We start from the raw sequence: 21,688 nt of genomic DNA, 5'->3' as shown, positions 1-21,688 counted from the left end.
ATTCTTATACTCAATGAAAATCAAAAAGCAAACTAGGAAGCTAGCCGCAGATTGCTAAAAGCACTGCTTTTAGGTTATAGATAGAACTGACGAAATCAGCTCAAAACACTGTTTTGAGGTTGCAGATGGAAGCTGACGTGGTTTGAAGAGATTTTCGAAGAGTATTATTTTCCTTCTTTATCAGGAAAGATAAATCCAATACCTACACAAGCCAGCACACCTGCTCCAATGACCAAGCCACTTGAAATTGGCAACAGATCCAAAATTGCATTTGCGATGATAAAGGCAATAATGAAACACATCAGACTAGCCTTGTAATCCTTTTTTAAAAGATTCTCTAGAGTGAAAAATAGGAACAAGCCTACCGGAATCAATGACCAGAGGTTAACATCTAAACTTGGCCAGCCAACAGAACCAAAATACACTACTGTCGCTGCTGCTAGTAAAAATACAATCCCCAATAATTTTTTCATTTCTTTATCTCCAATTTCTTTTCAGAAACTTGAACCATCTGGTATTGACGCCTCACGTCCCTTACAAAAATCATTATAGCAGAGGAATTTATCAAGAACAAGTTCGTTTGTCTATCTGGTCTCTATATCGGTCTAAGTGGTTAAATAATGGCGATAAAATAAGGAAGCAGGTGAAAAACTTCCTTCCAAATAAAAAGGAATTAAGCAACCAAACGCTACTTAATTCCTTGAAATTATCTCATCACCTCTATTAGCCTTTAAATTTTGATAGACTCTATTTTCTAATCAATGTGACCAATATTGTCAATACTAACCCTTTCAATCAATTCATTAGTTGTCGAAACTAAGTCTATTAATAACTCCAAATAGTATCAATAGTAAAGTAAACTAAATAATTGAGTTATAAATGGCTATTTTCACAAAGCTGTTTCACCACACTATCTCAGTACATAAACCATTTTTTCATCTATAGCTTTTGTCTTCATCTTAATCTTTTTTCTTCAATCCAAGAAATGCGCCTACGGTAAACAATATTCCAGCAACGAATAATGTAAAGACTCCGCTAACTGTTCCGGTTTTTGGTGACTTATTAAGATTGTTAGTAGTTAATTTGCTATCGATATTGGTGTCTTTATTGGCTATGTTCTCTGGTTCATTAGGATAAACTTCAGTCTTATTTTCAAAGTTTTTATCATTTCTACCAGGAACTGTAGCTTTGACATCCTTAGTTAAATCAGATCTTTGACTTTCATCTAATTGACTATAATTTACTTGTACAGGAACTGTAGCTGTGACATCCTCAGTTGAATCAGATTTGTGTGAATGATTTTCTCTTTGGAAATCCTCTTTTCTGTGACTTTCATCTAATTGATTATGATTTACTTGTACAGGAACTGTAGCTTTGACACCTTCAGTTGAATCAGATTTATGGGAATGATTTTCCCTTTGTAAATCCTCTTTTCTGTGACTTTCATCTAATTGATTATGATTTACTTGCACCTTATTTTTCTTTTTGGATACATCAAAAGTAGGTTTATTTTCTTCCTCCTTTTTCTCCTCTATTTTCTTGAATACAGGTTTTATAAAGGTATCTTTTGATAAATTAAGAACATAGCCAGCATCTTTTTTCCCTTCGAAACCAGAAATTTCCCAGCCATCAAATTGATAGCCTTTTTCTAATTTACCCTTATAGACAGGTAAAATGAAATCTTCTTCCGACACTATCTTAGAACTCATTTCTTTTCCATTTTGCATGGTCACAGTTACCGTATGAGGTTTTAGTTCTCTTACCTCTCCCGTATCTTTGTTTAAAATGAATTCTTTTACAGTTGTATTTCTTGCAAAATCTTTTACAAGAATCTTAATGTTTAGTGTCTTATCTGTTAGTTGTTTAATATCATCAAATGATGTGTATTCTTTTCCATTTACATAAATATGTTTGTCTTGAATCTCACCATTGAATCCATTATCTCTTTTATCATTGATATTAAAGACTACAGATTTTCCATCAGCATATTCGATACTTGTATTTCCCTTGGGATCAATGTTTACTTCTGGTTTAACATTATCATATAAAAATTGATAGTGTACTCCAACCGCTTTCGCATTCAAATTGCTATAGCCAGTTTGAAGATAAACATTTCCATCCATATCTGTTACCTTATCTGGAAATCCGTTTGCTTTATAATCTTTCATCCCCCAGTCCATGATGTCACCGTCTTTAACATTAAGCTTAACGTTAAAATCTCTAGTGTTATCAATGTGTAAATCTCCGTAGATTAAATAATTATCTACAACCGATTCATTAACTCTCAATTCCCAGTTAAAACCACCCTTATCAGAAATCTTACCTCTTAAATAAAATTCTGGATTTCGTACATAAATTTTATTAGATTTAGATGGATTAAAGTAGTTCTTATCCATTGAAAGGTTTACTGGTTTGGTATCAATAAATAACATGGAGCCATCTTCTTTTATAGCTTCTACATTAGAATATTCCTCCCCATGATACTCTTTATTATCTTTACCAAATAATACAAGTTTAGAGGAATCTGTCACAAGATTTCCATCTTTATCGATTGCCTCCCCTTTATCATTCATGTTAAAGGCAAACACTTGATATCTTACAATGTTAAAGCCATCCAAAGCCGACATTAATACTGATTGAGTGCTTCTTCCATCTTTAACATTTCTACTATCAGCATAAATTATTTTTTCTGAAAGGACTCTTAGATTAGGATTGGCCTTTTGTATTTTTGCTATATCTTCATTGCTATAGACTCCATTTCCTTCTAACATATCCGTTTTTCCAGGATTATAGGTAGTCACTTTTAGTGCATAGCCTTTTCTCAGAATGATATTATCCTTTAATAGATATTGTTGTTTTTCTGAATCAGAATAGATTTTACCAGATTCCATTTCAGTTAAATTGTTTGGTTTGTTTTTTGAAAGATCACCTTCTCCTAATTCTATTACATTCCCATAACTTGATGCATAGGGATATTCTGTTTTAGTTTCCCTATTTTTTTCAGGCATTCTAATTTTAGTTTTAGCTTTTGTTTTACCCTTATCTTTTACAAGGATATTCATATCACCCGTAAAGGATAGACCATCGACTACATCATTTGTATTTGCAAATAAGTCAAAGGTTAGAGTTTTAGTTTGTGGGTCGTATTTACTTGCCTTAATTTCTATTAATTTGAAGCCATTGCCATAGTAAGCCTTAGCATTTTTGGATACATTACTTACTTTTCCAAGAATTTCAAAATGTCCATCCTTTGATGGGCTTAATACACCACCAAGCTTTGATTTAACATCATCAAGTTTCTCAGTCTCATATTCTAGAGCACTTCCATCCACATAGGCAGTTATATTTCCCTTAGTATCATATTGATAATCAAGCTCTACTTTTCTTTTTCCGCCATTTACAAAGTCTTCTTCTTCCTTATATTTCTTTTTAATGAGTTTCTTTAGGTCTTTATTTTCAAAGTTTCTTACAGTAGAGATTTCTTTGTCTAACTCTAGAGTTGAAGGTCCCTCTATAGGTTTTTCTTCAACAGTCTCTTTCTTTTCTTCTACGTTATTTGAGGCTTCTGGACTTTGGGCATTTTTAAGTTTATCTTCAGAAATTTCCCCTAGTTTTTTGTAAGAAGAAGCATCTTTGTCAGGATCTACTAGGTAATAAGAAATCATTCCATTTTTGTCAGCCTTATCAGCAAATTTAATTCTATGGATTTTGGTAAAGTTGCTTGCGCCATCTAGGGCGATTACTTCGATGATTTTTCCTCTTAAATTTCCTGCTCCGCTAATTTCGTAGATGGTATTTCCGTCTTTGTCAAGTTTCCTATTTCTTCCTTCACCCTCTCCGGCGTAAGTTACATCAAGATTTTTCTCAACATCTCCATACTTATCGACAAGAGCTGCACCTGCATACCATACTTCGTTGGCTACTTCTTCAAATTTCTCAGGATGTTCTTTTTGGTCTCTAGCAAACAAGGTTTCGTGTTTGTACTCATCCTTTACCTTGTGGTAGGTATCTTTTGCAATCAATTTAATTTTATCTGGATTAGAAAAATCAATTGAAATAATTCTTGGAGCTGTATTATCAATTTTTACTGGTATATAAGAAACCTGCCATGGATAATCCTTGGTTAATCTATATTTGAATTTATAGAAATATTGACCTTCCGCAATCGGTTCAAATTGACCTCTTATCCTAGTAGCAGGATCTTGATTATCCTTACTTTCTGGTGCATTTTCTTCTCTACCTCTAGGATTATAGATGAGTCCATCCCACTTCAAGTCACCCCAAACTTTTAGTTTAGATGATTTGATTCCCTTTGCATCATTGCTTTTAGAATTTAAAATTCCTCTAATAAAGTGTTCTCTCGAAATGACTTTTAAGTCTCTTTGATTTTCTCCCTCTTTATTTATATTTACTATTGAAATCAATCCTTCTTCTGCACTTCTTAATACAAGTGGAGAAGGTGTTAATCCTCTTTCTAGTGAAACACTTTGTGGTTCTCCCTTTGAGTCAAGTGGATATACCCTAGCAACATTAGATCCACTAGTGGATTCTGCATGAATACCTTGGTTGTTAAAGGCAAATAAGTCTGGGTCTTGGTCTAGTGATGTAATATTTTTATCTTTTCTGTTTTGAATAATAGCTGCTGGATTAAATTTATCTATACCATGTTCTCCACCAATACCCTTGTTCAAGGTTCCAGGAATTTTCGGTTTACCATCATCATCATAACCTTCCATTGTTTTTGATTTTGATCCTTCTTCCCAAGCCCATTTATCAAGGATTGGTTCGTGGTTCCAATTCCCAGCAAATCCCATTAGAGGCATCGACAAAGAAGGTTGGAAGTTTATTTTCTTCCCGTTAGAGTTTAGAGCTTCCATTTCTTCCACTGACTCAAAATGAATAAATGATTCTACAAATTTATTTTTGTCTTTAGCCTCTCCAACATTTATAACCGCATTCAAATCAAAGCTAGAATTTGCGCCTATAGTGAAAGTATCATGCTCAAATGTGATATTTGCTCCTTTGATTTTTTCTGGATGGATTTCTGGAACAATTTGCTTCCCATCTGGAGATTTTTCATCTTTATATGTTTCATCCAGTTTTAATCTGTCAGTTAGAGAATCTGTAGTTATCGCTGATGCTGAAACTTTAAAGGTTAAAGGTCTGTCTGATGTATTGTGAAGCTTAACTGTAAAATATTTTTCTTCTCCTTTTATTTCTTTAAGAGAAATAGAACCATAAGAGTTTACCAAACCTTTAGAATCCTTGTTTTTGAAAGTCGCTACAACTTCATTTCTCAAAGCATTGGCAACATTAATTAGCCCTGCTCCCTGTTGTCTAGGTGATGCAAAGTATTGGCTTTTTTCTTTCCAAGACGTTGCATCCATCATCGGTCGCGCAGTATTTTGTAAAGCAATTTTTGTAAGACTTGTAAGGTCTATTTTGTCATCTCCCTCAAGATTTTTCAATACAGGTCTTTCAAGCATTTCCTTTAACTTCGGTCTAATCAAAACAGTAGAAGCTGCTACGATTGGAGTTGCCATACTAGTTCCTGACATATAGCCATAAGTTGATTTCCCATTAATGACATTGAGAGTAGATTTAATGTTTTTACCAGGTGCCGAAACATCGGGTTTTAAAAGTAAATCTATTCTTGGCCCCCAAGATGTGGATCCTGCTGGAACGATGATATCTTCTTTATAGAGTTCTTTGTCTGTGTCAGGTGCAAACTTAAAGTCAATCTCTTTTTCGTCACCTACATTCGGTTTGTTGGAATTAAAACTTTCCATATCAATTGGATAGTATTGCTCCAATTTATCTTTAAAATCTTCTTTATTATTTCTTTTGACTTCAGTTTTTTTATCAGGATTAATCATGTTCCATAGCTTTACACCATCATCTCCTGAAATTGAAAACACTTGACTTTTAGTACCTTCATCCGCTTCATATCCCATAGCTGGAAGCTCTGTCCAATTATCTCTATTGTAGTAATTTACAGTATTTACAACCATAATGGCGCGTGCACCCTTATCCGTAGCTTTTTTAAAAGCATTTTTTAAATCCTTTGTATAAATTCTATCCATTACTGCAATTTTGCCCTTAAGATCCAAACCTATCAACTCTTGGTCTTGGCCTTTGCCTATATATACAAATTTCAATTTATCAGGAGCTTTTGAACCATCTTCATTTGTTGTGATTTTATTCTTATCGAAAAAGGCTCCTATATTTCTGTATTTAAAACTTTTTCCACCTATGTTAACTTTATCAAACTCAACTGTTTGATTTTTAGCAGATGCAACCGCTATCGCATCTTCATGTGCTGCTGTTCGCGTTACATTTCCAGTGTCGGTCATTTTCAGATGATTATTTGCTACTAAATCCCATGAAGAACTTGAAGCAGAAGTCGCATAGTTACCCGTAGCGACAACCATTGGAATGCCTGCTTTTCTTAATGCTCTAATAGCTTGCCAATATTTCTCACCTACAAGACCTGTTCCTGTAAAACCAGATGATACCGAAACAACATCAACGTTGTGTTTGATGGAATCTTCAATAGCATGAAACATTGTTTCATCCCCTGCGAACCCAGATCCTGCGTCAGAGTACATTTTATAAGAGAAGATCTGTGCATTAGGTGCAATTCCATCTATGCCATTAAAGTTCTTGATGTCTTTTTCAGTATCATTTCCAGCAAGAATCCCTGCAATATGCATCCCATGGGGATCAAAATAATCACTTCCATCATCAGCTCTTTCTACGGTAATTTTACCACCATTATAATAATTAAAAGCATGAGGAATTTTATCACTCAACCAATAATTTTTATCAGTGCCTTTTAAGTCTTCTTTTTTAAATCTCATTGAGGCTTTGGCATCATCATCGATTCTCATAGCCTTATGCCTATAATCTGTCCCGGTATCGATATTTGAAATGACCATACCTCTACCATCAAAGTTTTTCCCAAATTGAGCATTAATGGCCTTTAGGTAATCGATAGCCTCCTCAACTCCAATTTCCTTTCGGGCATGATTCATCATGGGTTGGAGTTTTTGTGACCGTTCAACCGATGAAATACCTTCTATTAGTTTAATTTTATCCAGATTATCTGGAGTTGTTTCTATTGAAACACCATTAAAAATCGTATTATAGGTATATAAAACGTTTGTATCCTTAAGATTGGATAATTCCTTGATTGCTTTTTCTCCAGATTCTTTATCTTTAAATTCAGCAATATAGACAAGTTTATCCTCTTTTTTGGGACTTTCTGGGTCTTTACTTGCAGACGAGTCCGCTTTATCTTCTTTGGATTGATTGGAATCTTCTTTGATTTTTTCTTCTTCATTGCTAGTTTTGTTATCTATCACAGATTCTTTACTAACAACTTCTTTTTCCTCAATAACCGTTGTTTTCTTTTCTTCAGTATCCTTTGAAGTTTCTATAGCATTATGAATATCTTCATGTTTCTCTTTATTTTCTGTTTCCTTATCTACTACTTCTTCTTTATCAGAGATAGTTAAAGCATCTTCAGAGTTAGATGTGTCTGCTAAGACTACCTCATTAGGGGCATAGGCTGCTAAAATAACTGCAGCTGTGGTTAATGACAATACTGTACTTTTTTTCATTTTAATTCCTTACATATTTATTTAACTTCCAATAGATAGAAAACTTTAACCTTGCTAGCCTTTGTTATAAAAAGTTTTACTAAGTATTATCTAGGAAATAGAGTAGTACATTTATATATAATTGTTAGCTCTCCATAAAAATAGTATATCATTTAAAAAATTTAAGTCAAGAAAAATTAAGGCTGGTTAATTTTATTTTTAACGCATGTTAATAAATGATGCAAAAGTTTCGTACTTAACGGGGATACATTATAAGCACATTCATACCATCAAAAATAGTAGCAATCAAATTGAACCACTACCAAAATCACAAAGTCAAACATCATTGATGAAATATCAGCGCTATTAAACAATATAAATAACCGCTAAGAATAAGGCTTAACGGTTATTTATACATATCTATTTTTTCAAATCTTCAGTCATATGTTCACCTGTGACCTAGGATTTACGAGTGCCTTGCTCTAGCAACTAATACTCAATGAAAATCAAAAAGCAAACTAGGAAACTAGCCGTAGGCTGNNACTGACGAAGTCAGTCACATATAAACGGCAAGGTGAAGCTGACTTTGTTTGAAGAGATTTTCGAAGAGTATAAATACTCACGTCCCTTACAAAAATTATTATAGCAGAGGAGTTTCTCAAGAACAAGTTCGTTTGCCTATCTGGTCTCTATATCGGTCTAAGTGGTCTGATTTTCTTTAAAAAGAAAAAGAAGACTGATGAGACTTCTTCACTTTGCCGATTGCAGGGATCGAACCTGTGACCTAGGCTTTACGAGTGCCTTGCTCTACCAACTGAGCTAAATCGGCTATTACACTTACAGTATAGCACTCTGAGAATAGATGTCAAGGAATTTTCATCTCTATTAGAAAAAGCCTGTCCTGAGACAAGGCTTTGATATTCTATTATTTACGAACCAGCACTTTCGTAAGAATTCAAGCCCCTGTCCCATAGTTTAAGGGAAATACCAAAAAAGACAAGGGAAATCAAAATCAAACCACCGATGTTAAAGAGTACATCCTTGTCCTGCAAGAAATAGCTGGCAGGATAGTAGGCCGTAAAGGCAAAAGGTACGATAAAGCTGATTAACCACCGAAGAAGAGAATTGTAAATCGAAATCGGGTACTTGGCAAAATCATTGAACATATAGAAGATGTAAATCATGGCGCCTGACTGTTTGGTCCAAAAAGCGATACTAGCTGTCGCGATTTTCAAGGAAGTATAAATCAAGGTCGCAAAAGGAATACAGACTAGGAAAAGCAGGAATTTTGGAAGAGTCCAAGCAATGCTGCTCATGGTTGTTCCCAATAAAATTCCACCGACCAAGAGTTCGCCCAAGGCATCAATCTGAAAGGTCTCAACCAAGATGTGAAAGAGAGGATTGATAGGACGAGTCAGATACTTGTCAAACTCTCCTTTTCGCACCAAGCGCTGTCCCAGTGCCCATAGATTGTCAAAAAAGAGATGGTCCAGTCCCTTGGGAATCAAGGAAAATCCATAGATAAAGGCAATCTCTTGAAAAGTCCAACCTTCTAAGGATGGAATGTGTTGAAAAATGACATTGAGAAACAAGAGATTCAAGCCTTGAGTCAAGAAAACTCCCAGCACACCAACCACAAAATCCACCTTATATTCCATGATTTGCTTGATGTATTGTCTAATAAAAATCAGATGCATGCGTTGATATTTTTTCATACTAACCTCCTTGAATGGTAATGAATGACTGGACTCGTTTCCAAATCAACTGAGACAAGCCCACCATCACTAAGAGCCAGAAAAACTGCAAAAGGAGTGCCTGAAGCATCTGACTGGCATCGTATTTCCCAACAATGATCATGACCGGAGTATAAATCAAGGATGAAAAAGGCAGGAAGGACAGAATATCTGAAACAACCTTTGGAAAGAAAGCCAAGGGAATCAAACTTCCAGACATAAAAGCCACTATGGAAGTCTTAAGTAGATTGGAACCCCATAGATTTTTAAACACAAAGGCAGAAAATCCAAAGCAGATATTAAAGAAAAAGTTAATCAGATAGGCTAGGGTTAAGCTAAAAAGATATAGTGCAGTTAATCCCAGCACTTCTACAATCTCTTGCCCAGATACGATTTTCATCAAGACAATGACACTTAAAAATGGAAGGCCAACAGAGATAAAAATCAACCACTTGGAGCCAAGCTCGGTAAAAAGATATGAGGCCGCAAAATGCACCGGTCTCAACAAGCGCATGATGATGGAACCATCCTTGACCTCCTCCCCAATCATAAAGGACGAATCGGATCGAGTCAGAAGATTTGTCACAAAACTCATGATGATGTAGAGGGTGATATCTGCCATACTAAAGCCCTGAATCAAGGACTCTTGTGAGGAATCAAAGACAGCCTTCCAGAGATAAAAGGCAACAAAAGCCCCCATGACATCGCCAATCCGATAGAGAATAAAGTTGACTCGATAGGTGATCAACTCCTGAACCCCTGCATTGATAAAGGGTTTATAACGTCTCCACAATTTGACCATCTTAGAGCTCCTTTCGGTAGAAGCGACGGATAATATCCTCAATATCCGTATCCACCATCTTCAAATCGCGGATTTCAAAATCAGACAGGGTTTGCTTGATAATGTCAGCTGACTGGTAGCGAGAACTATCAAATTCAATGTTGAGGCTGTTTCCTTGTCTATCAATGGTCATATCAGACAGACCTTCATAGTGAGAGACGAGATGACTTTGACCTGGTAGCAGTTCAAAGGAGAGCGTCTTCATCTTGCCAAAGGTTTCCTTGAGCTGGCTAACCGTCCCATCAAAAATCTCTTGGCCCTTATCAATCATGAAAATCCGATCACAGAGTTGCTCAATGTCGCTCAGGTCGTGAGTGGTCAAGAGAATGGTGGTTTCTTCCTCCTGATTAATCTGAGTAATAGCCCGACGAATGTTATCCTTGACCGAAACGTCCAAACCAATGGTCGGCTCATCTAAAAAGAGTACCTTGGGATTGTGAAGCAAGGAAGCTGCGATGTCTGCACGCATCCGTTGACCCAGTGAAAGAGTCCGCACGGGATCCTTGATAAAGTCCTTCAAATCCAAGACTTCATTCAAAAAGTCCATGCGCTTATGAAAGAGCGAGTCTGGCACATCATAAATCTCTTTTAAGACCGTGTAGGTCTCTTGCAGAGCCAAATCCCACCATAGCTGGGTGCGTTGTCCAAAGACTACACCAATATCCTTGACATAATCTTGGCGATTATCGTGGGGAATCTTGCCGTTAATCCGACAAAAACCAGATGTCGGTTTCAAAATCCCAGTCAGCATTTTAATGGTTGTCGACTTCCCAGCACCATTTGCCCCGATGAATCCTAAAATCTGCCCCTTGGGAACCTCAAAGGTCAAATCCTTGACCGCTTCAAAGGTCTGCTTTTCAGGATGAATAAAGGAGCGCAAAGCCCCCTTCAAGCCCGGTTCCTTAACTGTCTTCACAAAATTTTTCTGAAGATGTTCCACTTCTATCATTGCCATATCTATCTCCCTATGGTAAGGAATTGCAACATTGTCTTTTGACTACAAATATTCTAAATCCTTACTTTCTACACCTTCTACATTTTATTATTACAGAAAGCTTTATACCAACCTATTATAATCCAATAAAAACTAGAATGCAAGCGTTTGCCTAAAATTTGTGAAATTGAAATTTTTTCTCTTAAAATAATACTTTTAATCAAAAATTCTGTTTGATAGTTTAAATTACCAACCTACCATCCTTCCCTACTAAAACAGCCCTTGACTTTCTCGATCTTTTTTTGTAATGTATATGTAATACACTATCATTCCAAGGAGAAATGCCATGTCAACACTTAAACGAGACCGAGTTTATAACTTCCGCGTCAATACTCAACTATTTGAAGAAGCAAAAACCATCCTAGAAAGCCAAAACATCAGCCTTTCAGATGCCCTCAACCTCTTTGTAGAACAAATCGTCCTTGAAAAAGGTCTCCCAATTAAAACAGCCGACCAACTCAAAGCAGAAATCTTCCTAGGAGAACTCAAGGCAGAACTAGATAAAGGTTACCAAGACATCATCGAGGGGCGTCTCTACGACGCAGACGAGGTCTTTTCAAAGTATGGACTATAAAGTACGCTTTACAGAACAAGCCAGACAAGACTTAGACGATATTTTCATCTATTACTCCACAGACTTCAGTGAAAATATAGCCAAGAAAGTCATCACTCGCCTCCAACAAATCAGCAACCTACTCACCTTCTCACCAGAGGGCGGTATTAACTTTGTCCATAAAATTGGATACTCCCTCTATCTAGGAAAAACTCTCAGAATGATTGTCTCTAAACAATACCTACTCTTTTACCTCATTCATGAAAAAGAAGCCCATATCCTGAGAATTATCAACTCACGCACCGACTACCTAAACCAACTCGACCACCTCTTTCAACATATCCAAGACTGAGAAGTAATACTCAATGAAAATCAAAGAGAAAACTAGGAAGCTAGCCACAGATTGCTCAAAACACTGTTTTGAGGTTGTAGATGCAACTGATGGAGTCAGTATCCTATACGTACAGCAAGGTAAAGCTGACGTGGTTTGAAGAGATTTTCGAAGAGTATAAGCTCTCAGTCTTTTTATCTACTGTAAATCAATGGCATATAAAAAAACATAAACAAGGATTTTTTAAAACTCCCAATCCTCTAACATATCGAGGAGCTCCCCAACGTTCTACTCATGCACAAGCTCACGTTTGTAGAGAGCAGCAATCAAAGCATGGAAACCATTCTCTTTTTAGACTCAAAATGACGAAATTGTGGAACCTCTACAGGTACAATAACTTTTAACATTATAGTTGATTGAATCTGGAATAGTCCGCCGAGTTTTCTAAAACATTATTAGAAATTGGTTTAAATCCCCCAATCAATTTATCCATTTTTTATCTCATTTCACTATACAATAAGTGAGACCGAAAAAGTCTTTAAAATTAAAAAACGCATAATATCAGGTCTTGAAAACTTGATACTATGCGTTTTATTGTGGCTTCATTTTATCCTGAAATGAAGTTTTTGCCCATCCTCATTAAGGACAATCTGTTCATTGCAAACAAATTATACCCATTAGAAAGATTAGTCTTCTTTTTTCTTGCGAGCAAGAAGTCCAAATCCACCTAGGACTCCAAGAAGTCCAAGCGCTGCGAGGCTAGCGTTAGCTTCTGTACCTGTGTTAGGCAATTCTTTTTGACCATCAACATATTTAGGTGTTGCTGGCATTTGAGATTTAGCTGGCTGTTCAGGTATTGCTGGAGTTGCTGGCTCTACCGGTTGTACTGGTTGAGTCGGTTCAACCGGTGTTGGAGTTGGCATCTCAACTTTGTGGAAGATATGTCTGATATTACCATTTGAATCTGTCACAGTCTTCACATATTCGTAACCTGGAATTGTTCCCGGTTCTTTAGAACCTGGCTCAGTTGGTTTCAATGGATTTCCATTCTCATCAGTCCAAGTAGTTGTATTTTGCTTACCTGGATTTGGTTGAGGAGCTGGTGGTGTTACTTTTTCATAAACATGAACAGTATCTCCATTTGACAGTTTCTTAGTCTCTACGAATCTGTATTCTGGAATGTCTTTCTTATCTACTGTACCTGGCTCACTTGGATAGTTTGGAATCTCTTTGCCTTCTTTATCTTTGAAGAAGGTACTTACTTTTTCGTAGATATGTTCAGTATCACCATTTGGTAATTTCTTAGTCTCTACGAATCTGTATTCTGGAATATCTTTCTTATCAACTGTACCTGGCTCACTTGGATAGTTTGGAATCTCTTTGCCTTCTTTATCTTTGAAGAAGGTACTTACTTTTTCATAGATATGTTCAGTATCACCATTTGGTAATTTCTCCGTTTCTACGAATCTGTATTCTGGAATATCTTTCTTATCGACTGTACCTGGCTCACTTGGATAGTTTGGAATCTCGTTTCCGTCTTTATCTTTGAATGAAGTTGTTACTTTTTCGTAGATGTGTTCGATATCTCCGTTTGGAAGTTTCTTAGTCTCTACGAATTTATAACCTGGAATCGTTTTAGCCGGGGTTTCTCCTTCTTCTGTTGATTTCACAGGGTTGTTATCTTTATCAACAGTAATAAGATTGCCTTCCTTATCCTTGAATGTTGTTGTTACTTTTTCATAGATATGCTCAATATCGTCATTTGGTAATTTCTTCGTTTCTACGAATTTATAACCTGGGATCGTTTTAGCTGGGATTTCTCCTTTTTCTGTTGATTTCACAGGATTGTTGTCTTTATCAACAGTAATAAGATTGCCTTCCTTATCCTTGAATGTTGTTGTTACTTTTTCATAGATATGAGTAGTATTACCCTTGCCATCAACTTTAGTTTCAACAAATCTATAACCTGGGAAGTCCTTCTTATCAACTTTGCCATCTTCTGTAGTACTTCCTGAAACAACATTCCCATCTGTATCTTTAAACTCCGTTACAGGACGCACAGTTGGAGTATAAGTTTCAGAAACCACCTTACCATTGACGTCTTTCACTTGAACTGTTACTGGAGTTGCCTTGCCTACGAAATCTTTTTCTGGTGTAAATTCAACGACTCCATCCTTAAGTACATATGTTCCTTCTCCTGGAACTACAACTTCTTTCACTTCTTTACCAGTTTTATCAACTAATGTTAGAGTAGACTTATCAAGTTCAACTTTTTCATGACCTTTATTAAAGTTTACTGTTGTATTATCTTGATCTGGCGTATCAAATACTACAGGAGATGTTTGAATAGTTCCACGAGCTCCTTCAGTAACCGATGAAGCACCTGTTGGAGTCACATCTGTTACCGTTGGGGTGTAGGTAGTTGTTGTAATTGTTCCGTTGGCATCCTTCACTTGAACTGTTACTGGAGTTGCCTTGCCTACAAAGCTTGAAAGAGGTTGGAAGGTGATGGTGTTGGTGTCTTTGTTTAGACTGTAGGTACCTTGATCGGCCACTGTGACAGTTGTAGTTTCTGCTCCATTGGCATCAAGAAGCGTTACCGTTCCCTTGTCTAGCTCGACAGACTTCTCAACAGTTTCAACCATAGCACTACCTTTAGTAAAGTTCACAGTGCTAGCGTCTGTATCTGCAGTATCATACTTAATAACTGAAGTCTGCGCTTGTCCTTGCGGTCCAGTTGTCTCTGAAGCTTCAGAGCTTGGTGTTACTGGAATAACTGTTGGGGTGTAGGTAGCTTCTTTCGTAATGCTTGCAGTTTCATTCTTGGCATTTTTAACAGTCGCAGTTGCTTCAACTTTGATGGCATCTGGTGTCCCCTTATACGCACCATCTGGTTGGAAGGTGACTTTACCTGTCGTTGAATCAATTGTATACTTACCAACTGATTGAACAACTACAGATGTTTTATCTGTCGCTTGGCCTGTAGTTGGATCCACAAGTTTATAGCCTGTGATAGTCGTTGTTGCTTCTGCTCCATTTGACAAGGCAAAGGTTGGAGTTCCACTTTGAGTAGCCCCTTGAATGTCTTTCGATGTCACATTAGTCGACGTTAGAGAAACTGGAGTAACTGTCGGAGTGTAGGTAGCGGTTGAAGTTTCACCATTTGAGTCCGTTGCTTGAACAGTAACACCTGTCCCCTTCTCTTTGTATGATGGATCTGGTACGAAGGTCACAAGACCTGTTGTTGGTTCAATTGTGTACGTCCCCTCACCTGGAATTGTCACACTATCCGTTGCTTGATTTGTTTCTGGAGAAATCAACTGGTGCTTCACAACTGTTACACTCTTGTCTGAAGTCTTAAAGGTTGGAGTTCCACTTTGAGTAGCCCCTTGAATACCAGTCGATGTTGCATTTTCAGATGTCATGGTCACATCTGTTACCGTTGGGGTGTACATTGACTTAGTTGTGATAATTGCTGTAGTCTTATCATCAGAAGTTAAAACCGCTGATTCAACAACTGTCACAGGAGTCGGTGTTCCTACATAAGATGGCACTGGTACAAAGGTTACCTGACCTTTATCGTCTACTGTGTAGGTTCCAACATTCTCTACCACTACCTTACCATCATTATCTGCACCTTCCAATGCATAAGTGCGTGCTGTGATATGACTAGTATCAGAAATAGTATAAGTCAGAGTTTTCCCTTCATCTGTTGATTTTTGGGCATGACCTTGGATGTTTGTCGTTGCAACATCATTTCCTGCAGAGGTTACAGGATTTACTGTTGGAGTATAGGTTGTTTCAGAGGTGATTGTCGCCTGCGACTTATCTGCAGTCTCTAATCTATAAGTAACTTTTACTCCTACACTTGTCTTATTGGCATCACTTGATACATAGCTAGCTACGGGAACAAAGGTTACTTTACCAGTTGTATCAATTGTATAAGTACCAACACCATCTACAGTTTTAGTAGTTGAATCGTTATCCAAAGTATAACTTGGAGTGACGGTAACACCCGTACCAGCTTCTGGAGCTGTGTAAATTGGCGTACCACTTTGAGTTGAACCTTGAGTTCCAGTAGACGTTGCAGGTTCAGCTGAAGCTTTAACAGGCGTGACGCTTGGAGTGTAGGTTGTTGTTGCTTCAGTTCCATTGGTATCAGTAATACTTACTGTTACAGGATGTGCTTTTCCAGTAAATGTAGCAAGAGGAGTAAAGGTAACAGCATTGGCTCCAGTTGCATCTTTAACAAGCTTATAAGTACCCTGATTCGCTACAGTAACGCTACCGTCACCATTAACAGTTCCATTTTCTGCACCTACTAGCTTCACAGATGTTTTATCTAGTTCGATTGATTTAGACTCACTATTTATAATCGCAGTTCCTTTGACGAAGTTTAGAGCATTCTCATCTTTATTAACTAGATTGTAAACGATGCTAGAAGTTTGAGTTTCGCCTTGAATTCCATTTGTCTTAGAAGATTCTGCGCTTGGTTTCACTCCAACAATCTTCGGAGTATAGGTTGTTGTTACTTCAGTTCCATTAGCATCAGCAATTTTCACTGTTACTGGAGTTACATTTCCTGTATAAGTGGCTACCGGGGTGAATTGAACATAAGACTTACCGTCTTCTTTTACGATAGAGTATGTTCCTTGACCAGCTACCGATACTTTACCTTCACCATCAGCTCCTACTAGAGTCAGAGTAGCTTCATTTAAATCAACAGATTTTTCAGTTCCATTTACAATTTCACTACCTTTGCTAAAGTTCAAGGTGTTTACATTTTCATCTTTAGCATTGAGAACCACTTCAGATTTTTGAACAGCTCCCTGAATGCCTGTAGTTGAAGCTTCACTTGCAGTTGGAGTAACACCAACAATGTTTGGTGTGTATTCACCACGTTTATCGTTCTCTGGTTGCGTACCATTGTTATCTGAAACAAGAACTTGGACAGGTTTTACTGCTCCAACATAAGCTTTATTGGTTGGCGTAAAGGTCACGAGACCTGTTGACTTATCAATACCGAAAGTTCCAATCACATCACCAGCTTTCACAGTACCATTATCTGCTGCAGCGTAAGCTGGAGTTGTAGCGCCATCCGCTACTTCTGTACCTGCACTATCAAGAAGTTTATAGCTATCTGCCTTCAATGGGACTGTTTTTCTAGCTCCATTTACTTCTGCAGAACCTGGGATAAAGGTTGGTTTACCTGTTTGAACTTGACCTTGAATATCTGTTGAAGATGCCTTCGTTCCCTCTGGTCTAACGCCAATAACAGTTGGTGTGTAATCTGCCGTAGATGTTAATGGATCAACTCCGGCTACTGTCACGGTCAATTTTACCTTAGCTGGATTTGGAGTTCCAACAAATGTTGGATTAGGAGTAAAGGTTACCTCACCCGTATCCGCATTAATTGCATAAGTACCTACAGTAGCTCCTGTATTATCTGTAGCATTTGTTGATTCTAAGCTATAAACTTTTGTACCATTTGTAGTAGAAGAAATCTTTGTTTTCTCTGCGTCATCAAAATTGAAGCTTGGAGTTCCTTTTTGAACTGCTCCTTGAATATCGCTAGTAGTTTCAGGCGTTCCTTCAATACCAGCTTTAACAGTAATGGTGTAGGTTGTAGTCGCTGTAGAAGTGTTCACTCCGTGATCAGTACCAACAGTCGTATCCCCTACATTTGTTCCATCAACCAAGTTTGTATTACTATCTACAGCATTGACAGTAACACGATACACACCAACTTTTGTCAATTTAAGAGATGTTTCAGCTGGATAGTTGGCTGCGTCTCCAGATGTAGTCGATGCAAACACGGTGTTGCCATCTGGATCTGTAACAGTAATGCTTGTTACTTTTGTTTTATGACTTTCCTTGAATGCAGCCTCTGCGTTACTTTTAGCCAACTTATCATCTTCAGCATCGCTGACACTCACCTTAGCACCAGTAACTACCGCAGTATCAGCTGCAGGGCGGTCGATTAGGTTAACAGTTGTATTCAAGGTACTCTCGTAAGAATTCGAAGTAGCATTTGGTTTCGAGTTGATGATAGTAGAAGTGCTGGTGTTTTCAGCCATAATTCCCTTAACAGTTCCAGTATAACCCGAACTAGTTTCAATTTTCCATGTGTCATCACCAGTCTTATTTGCTGTTACTTTAGAATTATCACTTGCTGTCCATTCATCACTATTTTTATCATACTTAACAGTAATGTACATACCATTACCTGTAGCAGTGTCTGCTGTGTCTTCCTTGTTATAAACTGTCTCAGTTAAATCAACACTGTTAACAGCAGTCACTTTATCCATATTATTGTAGGTTCTGGTATATTCGTACAAGTCAAACTTCATGGAGCCATCTGTTTGGGCACGGGTTGAAACTTCTCGTTTGGTGATTGTGTAATTACCATCATTTAATTCTGTTCGCACTGTTGCAACAGAGTCATCTAATTCATAACGACCTGATTTAGGGTTTAGAACTGCTGTATATTTCGTATCCTGAGTTACAGAGTTCAACTTCACCTTGGTTCTCATGAGATTAGCCGTAACATTTTCAGTTTTAGCATATACAGAAATCTTAGAAACTCCAGCTATTGCCGTCGCTTCAGGTTTTACTGATAGAGAAAATTCATTCCCTACCGTTCCAACTTCAGTTCCAGCAGAAACCGCGGTATTCGTTGTTCCCTCCTGTACAACCCACTTGCCAGCCTTATTTGTTTTTAAAATAGTCTTAGAGCCATCTGGTGTTGTAATTTCTGCATAGGTTGCCCCATCTGAAATCTCAACCGGTACGGTTGTATCATAAGTAGCTATGTTCTTTACCGTTACCTTAGGTGCGATGACAAAGGTTAATTCTCCACGACCTTCTTGTGTATCATAATTCCAACTCTGACTAAGACCACTTGCTCGTTCTGTACGGTTGTAATCTTTCGAGTAGGCAGTCACATAGTAAACACCTGCCTTTGTTGGTGTCCCAGAGATCAGTCCCTTCCCATCATAGCCAACAGTTTTACCATCTTCAGTAATAGGAGTAGTCCCTGCGTTTGATCTATAAGTCAAACCAGGAATAGCGGTATCCACCGTTGACCCATTTGTTGAGATATTTCCTGAAATTCCAGAAGTCCCATCGCCATATGAATGGCGAATTAAGATATCTGTACCATCAGCCAACGTGTAGGAAACATTTCCTCTTGCAGTGGTTATACGGGAACCTGACTCATCCTTGTAATGGATGTCTACAGGTGCAATCTCTTCTCCAACCGTTCCCTTATGAACTGTATTATCAGTTTTTATAGTAGGTGGCGTAGTATCTTGCCAACCAATCCAACCCCCACGAACGTTTCGATAAAATACACGCACAGTTGCATTGGTTTTGGTATTGGTATAAGTCACATAGGTTCGTGTATCGTATACCCCATCTGCAATATTACTTACAACAATCTTGCCCTCAATCGTATCAGTAGCAGCATTGTAACTTAAGCCACTTGGTAAGTTTGTTGGTTCAACTTCTGAAATAGTCCAACCAGCTGCCTTAGCATTATCTGTTAGGTCAAAACGTTCCTTGATTTTATCGATATAAACACGGTCTTGACCTTGTTCATAAGCATAGTGATAAATGTGGGTAGCTAGATACTCATATCCACCGTTAGATTGATATTTTGAATTATTGCCACCCGAAATCGTCGAACCGTCTATACGTTTTTTACCTTTCCAAAATTCTGCTTCTTCTGCCAAGGCTTCTGCTTGTTCCTTGGTTAAGGGATAATCCATACGTCCTTTATTATTGACTCCATTACCTGCGTTACCAGGATCTTTCTCTTCCCCTACACGTTGAGTAGAATAAACCACAGTTTCTAAAGTGCTAATATCCCCATTCCTTCGGTCAGTAGAAACATCTCCCCTTGTCGCTACAGTAGAAGTAAATGTATAGATATCCTCACCAGTATGATTCTCTTTTGTTGGAGAGCTAGCTTTAGCTGTGTAAGTCCCATCCCCATTTGGAGTTGAGATATAGTCACTGGCTGTTAGCAGCTGACTTCCCTCTTTCATCTCTTGACCATTGCGACTGTCACGACTACCTGAGTTTGAGCCTGTTACAAGGTTTACAAGGCTGTTGCGTACACGTTTTGCTTCTTGCACACGTTTTTCAAGTTCAGGGATTGTAATACTTGCATCCACAAGGCTTGATTTGATCAGTTGAAGACTTGCTTTTGCCTTTTCTATCACTACAGGGTCTGTAGCCAATTTCTCTGCTTGTGGTAAGTAGCTAGCAAGGTCTTCTTGCACTGTTGCCAACTCTGCATTTGCATCTTCAGCTGTTTTTTCTTCAGCTAGACTTGCATCAACCGGTTTTTCAACTTCAGTTGCTGTTGGGGCAGCTGTTGTTGCTTTTTCCTTATTTTCCGATTCAGCTGGTGTTACTCCAAGAACTTTAGGCATGCTTGCAATAATCGAGACTTGTGAACGACTCGCTTTAGCAACTGTGTTCACTTCTGATTGGCTTGCATTTCCTTTGGCAAGAATTGCTTTCGCATCTGCCAGTACTTTCTCTGCATTTGCAATAGTAGATGCTGGAACTTTAGAACGAGCAATCTTAGATAATCCTAGTTCCAAGTCAGAGATTGTATCCTTAAGAATAGTCTTATCTGCAACTGTTTCTGTAGAGGAGCTAGTTGCCGCTGCTTCGGTATTCTCATCGCTAGCTTGGGATGAGGCAGTATCTTCACTAGCATCCCTAGTTAGGACTGGCTCTGCGTCATAAGTAGTGGGTTTAGATGAGTTAGAACCTTGATTAGCCCCCTCATCGCCTATGGTCGGTGTTGGAGTAGCTGTTGAAGATAGTTCATTAACTCCTTCTACTTCTGTTGCTGATACCGCACCAGTTCCAAGAAACATCAAACCAGCCGCAATCGCCACTGATGCTGCCCCAAAACTATACTTACGAATACCATACCGAAGGTATCTTTCAGTTCTAAAATCTTGTTGACCTCTCTTCATGAGATTCAACCTCCTTGATTTATTTTATTCGTGTTGTTTTAAAGCATTAGGGCAAATAAAAAGCCCCCCCCTTAAATTTTTTAGTAATATTAAGAGAAGAACATCTTAAAAAAGATTGCTATATGATTGTAAACACTTTAATTTATTATAACATTTAAATTTGTAGCATTCAAGTATTATAACTGGTAATTATTGAGAGTTTGAATGAGTGTTTTTTAATTTTATTAGACATCTTTCTATTTTTCATTAACGATGATCAATGCTTTAGTATAAAACCAATTTAAATACGCTTAAAGAGTATTGTATTGAAACACGTGACTCTAAGAATAACAGCAGTAACTTAAATTTATACTCTTCGAAAATCTCTTCAAACCACGTCAGCTTCACCTTGCCGTACTCAAGTACAGCCTGCGGCTAGCTTCCTAGTTTGCTCTTTGATTTTCATTGAGTATAAATAGATAGAAAAGAAAATCTTGTACAAGTTCCTGACAATTTCTTTCTTTTTGTGTATAATAGTGGAAAAGAGGTAAAATGAGGTATGGTTATGGAAACAGTCCTTTACTCAACATTCCGAAATCATTTAAAAGACTATATGAAGAAGGCAAATGATGAATTTGAGCCTTTGACGGTGGTCAATAA

Annotated in this window: 9 protein-coding genes and 1 tRNA gene; 3 read left to right on the top strand and 7 right to left on the bottom strand. The window is 37.6% G+C overall.

All coding sequences use genetic code 11. The annotated features are described in order from the left end of the window. Positions 1 to 164: 164 nt before the first annotated feature. The 6 genes from HT730_RS07565 to HT730_RS07540 form a co-directional block, all read right to left on the bottom strand. Positions 165 to 473 (bottom strand): hypothetical protein, encoded by a 309-nt coding sequence (locus tag HT730_RS07565; protein ID WP_119943078.1) that lies wholly within the window; start codon positions 471 to 473, stop codon positions 165 to 167. Positions 474 to 959: 486 nt separating this feature from the next. Beyond that, positions 960 to 7,622, bottom strand: coding sequence for a S8 family serine peptidase (locus HT730_RS07560; RefSeq protein WP_173307238.1), 6,663 nt, complete (start codon positions 7,620 to 7,622; stop codon positions 960 to 962). A gap of 735 nt (positions 7,623 to 8,357) precedes the next feature. Then, positions 8,358 to 8,430: transfer RNA gene (locus HT730_RS07555), tRNA-Thr, on the bottom strand. Between the two features lie 100 nt (positions 8,431 to 8,530). Beyond that, the gene (locus HT730_RS07550; RefSeq protein ID WP_173307237.1) at positions 8,531 to 9,316 is read right to left on the bottom strand and encodes an ABC transporter permease; all 786 of its coding nucleotides are present in this window, start codon (positions 9,314 to 9,316) and stop codon (positions 8,531 to 8,533) included. Between the two features lies 1 nt (position 9,317). Beyond that, positions 9,318 to 10,136 carry an ABC-2 family transporter protein gene (locus HT730_RS07545; protein ID WP_173307236.1) on the bottom strand — a complete coding sequence of 273 codons (819 nt, stop codon included), beginning with the start codon at positions 10,134 to 10,136 and terminating at the stop codon, positions 9,318 to 9,320. 1 nt (position 10,137) lies between these two features. Next, the gene (locus HT730_RS07540; RefSeq protein WP_173307235.1) at positions 10,138 to 11,130 is read right to left on the bottom strand and encodes an ATP-binding cassette domain-containing protein; all 993 of its coding nucleotides are present in this window, start codon (positions 11,128 to 11,130) and stop codon (positions 10,138 to 10,140) included. 325 nt (positions 11,131 to 11,455) lie between these two features. Here HT730_RS07540 and HT730_RS07535 point away from each other — a divergent pair, with 325 nt between their 5' ends. Both HT730_RS07535 and HT730_RS07530 read left to right on the top strand, forming a co-directional pair. Then, entirely contained in the window at positions 11,456 to 11,743 is a 288-nt protein-coding gene (locus HT730_RS07535; protein ID WP_173307234.1) for a type II toxin-antitoxin system RelB/DinJ family antitoxin, read from the top strand. After that, a complete protein-coding gene (locus HT730_RS07530; protein WP_173307233.1) occupies positions 11,733 to 12,074 on the top strand; it encodes a type II toxin-antitoxin system RelE/ParE family toxin in 342 nt (113 codons plus the stop codon). Before HT730_RS07535 ends, HT730_RS07530 begins: the two co-directional genes overlap by 11 nt. A 665-nt stretch (positions 12,075 to 12,739) precedes the next feature. Here HT730_RS07530 and HT730_RS07525 read toward each other — a convergent pair. Then, complete coding sequence (locus HT730_RS07525) at positions 12,740 to 21,049, bottom strand: YSIRK-type signal peptide-containing protein (protein WP_173307232.1); 8,310 nt, start codon at positions 21,047 to 21,049, stop codon at positions 12,740 to 12,742. A 544-nt stretch (positions 21,050 to 21,593) separates the two neighbouring features. Between HT730_RS07525 and HT730_RS07520 the strand changes: the two genes are divergently transcribed. Continuing rightward, positions 21,594 to 21,688, top strand: a 95-nt coding sequence (locus tag HT730_RS07520) for a type II toxin-antitoxin system prevent-host-death family antitoxin (RefSeq protein ID WP_173307231.1), incomplete at its 3' end; no start/stop codon positions are given.

The sequence above is a fragment of the Streptococcus sp. k-628 genome, assembly GCF_013277475.1.
Taxonomy (GTDB): Bacteria; Bacillota; Bacilli; order Lactobacillales; family Streptococcaceae; genus Streptococcus.
This window is presented reverse-complemented; position numbering and strand designations above follow the sequence as displayed.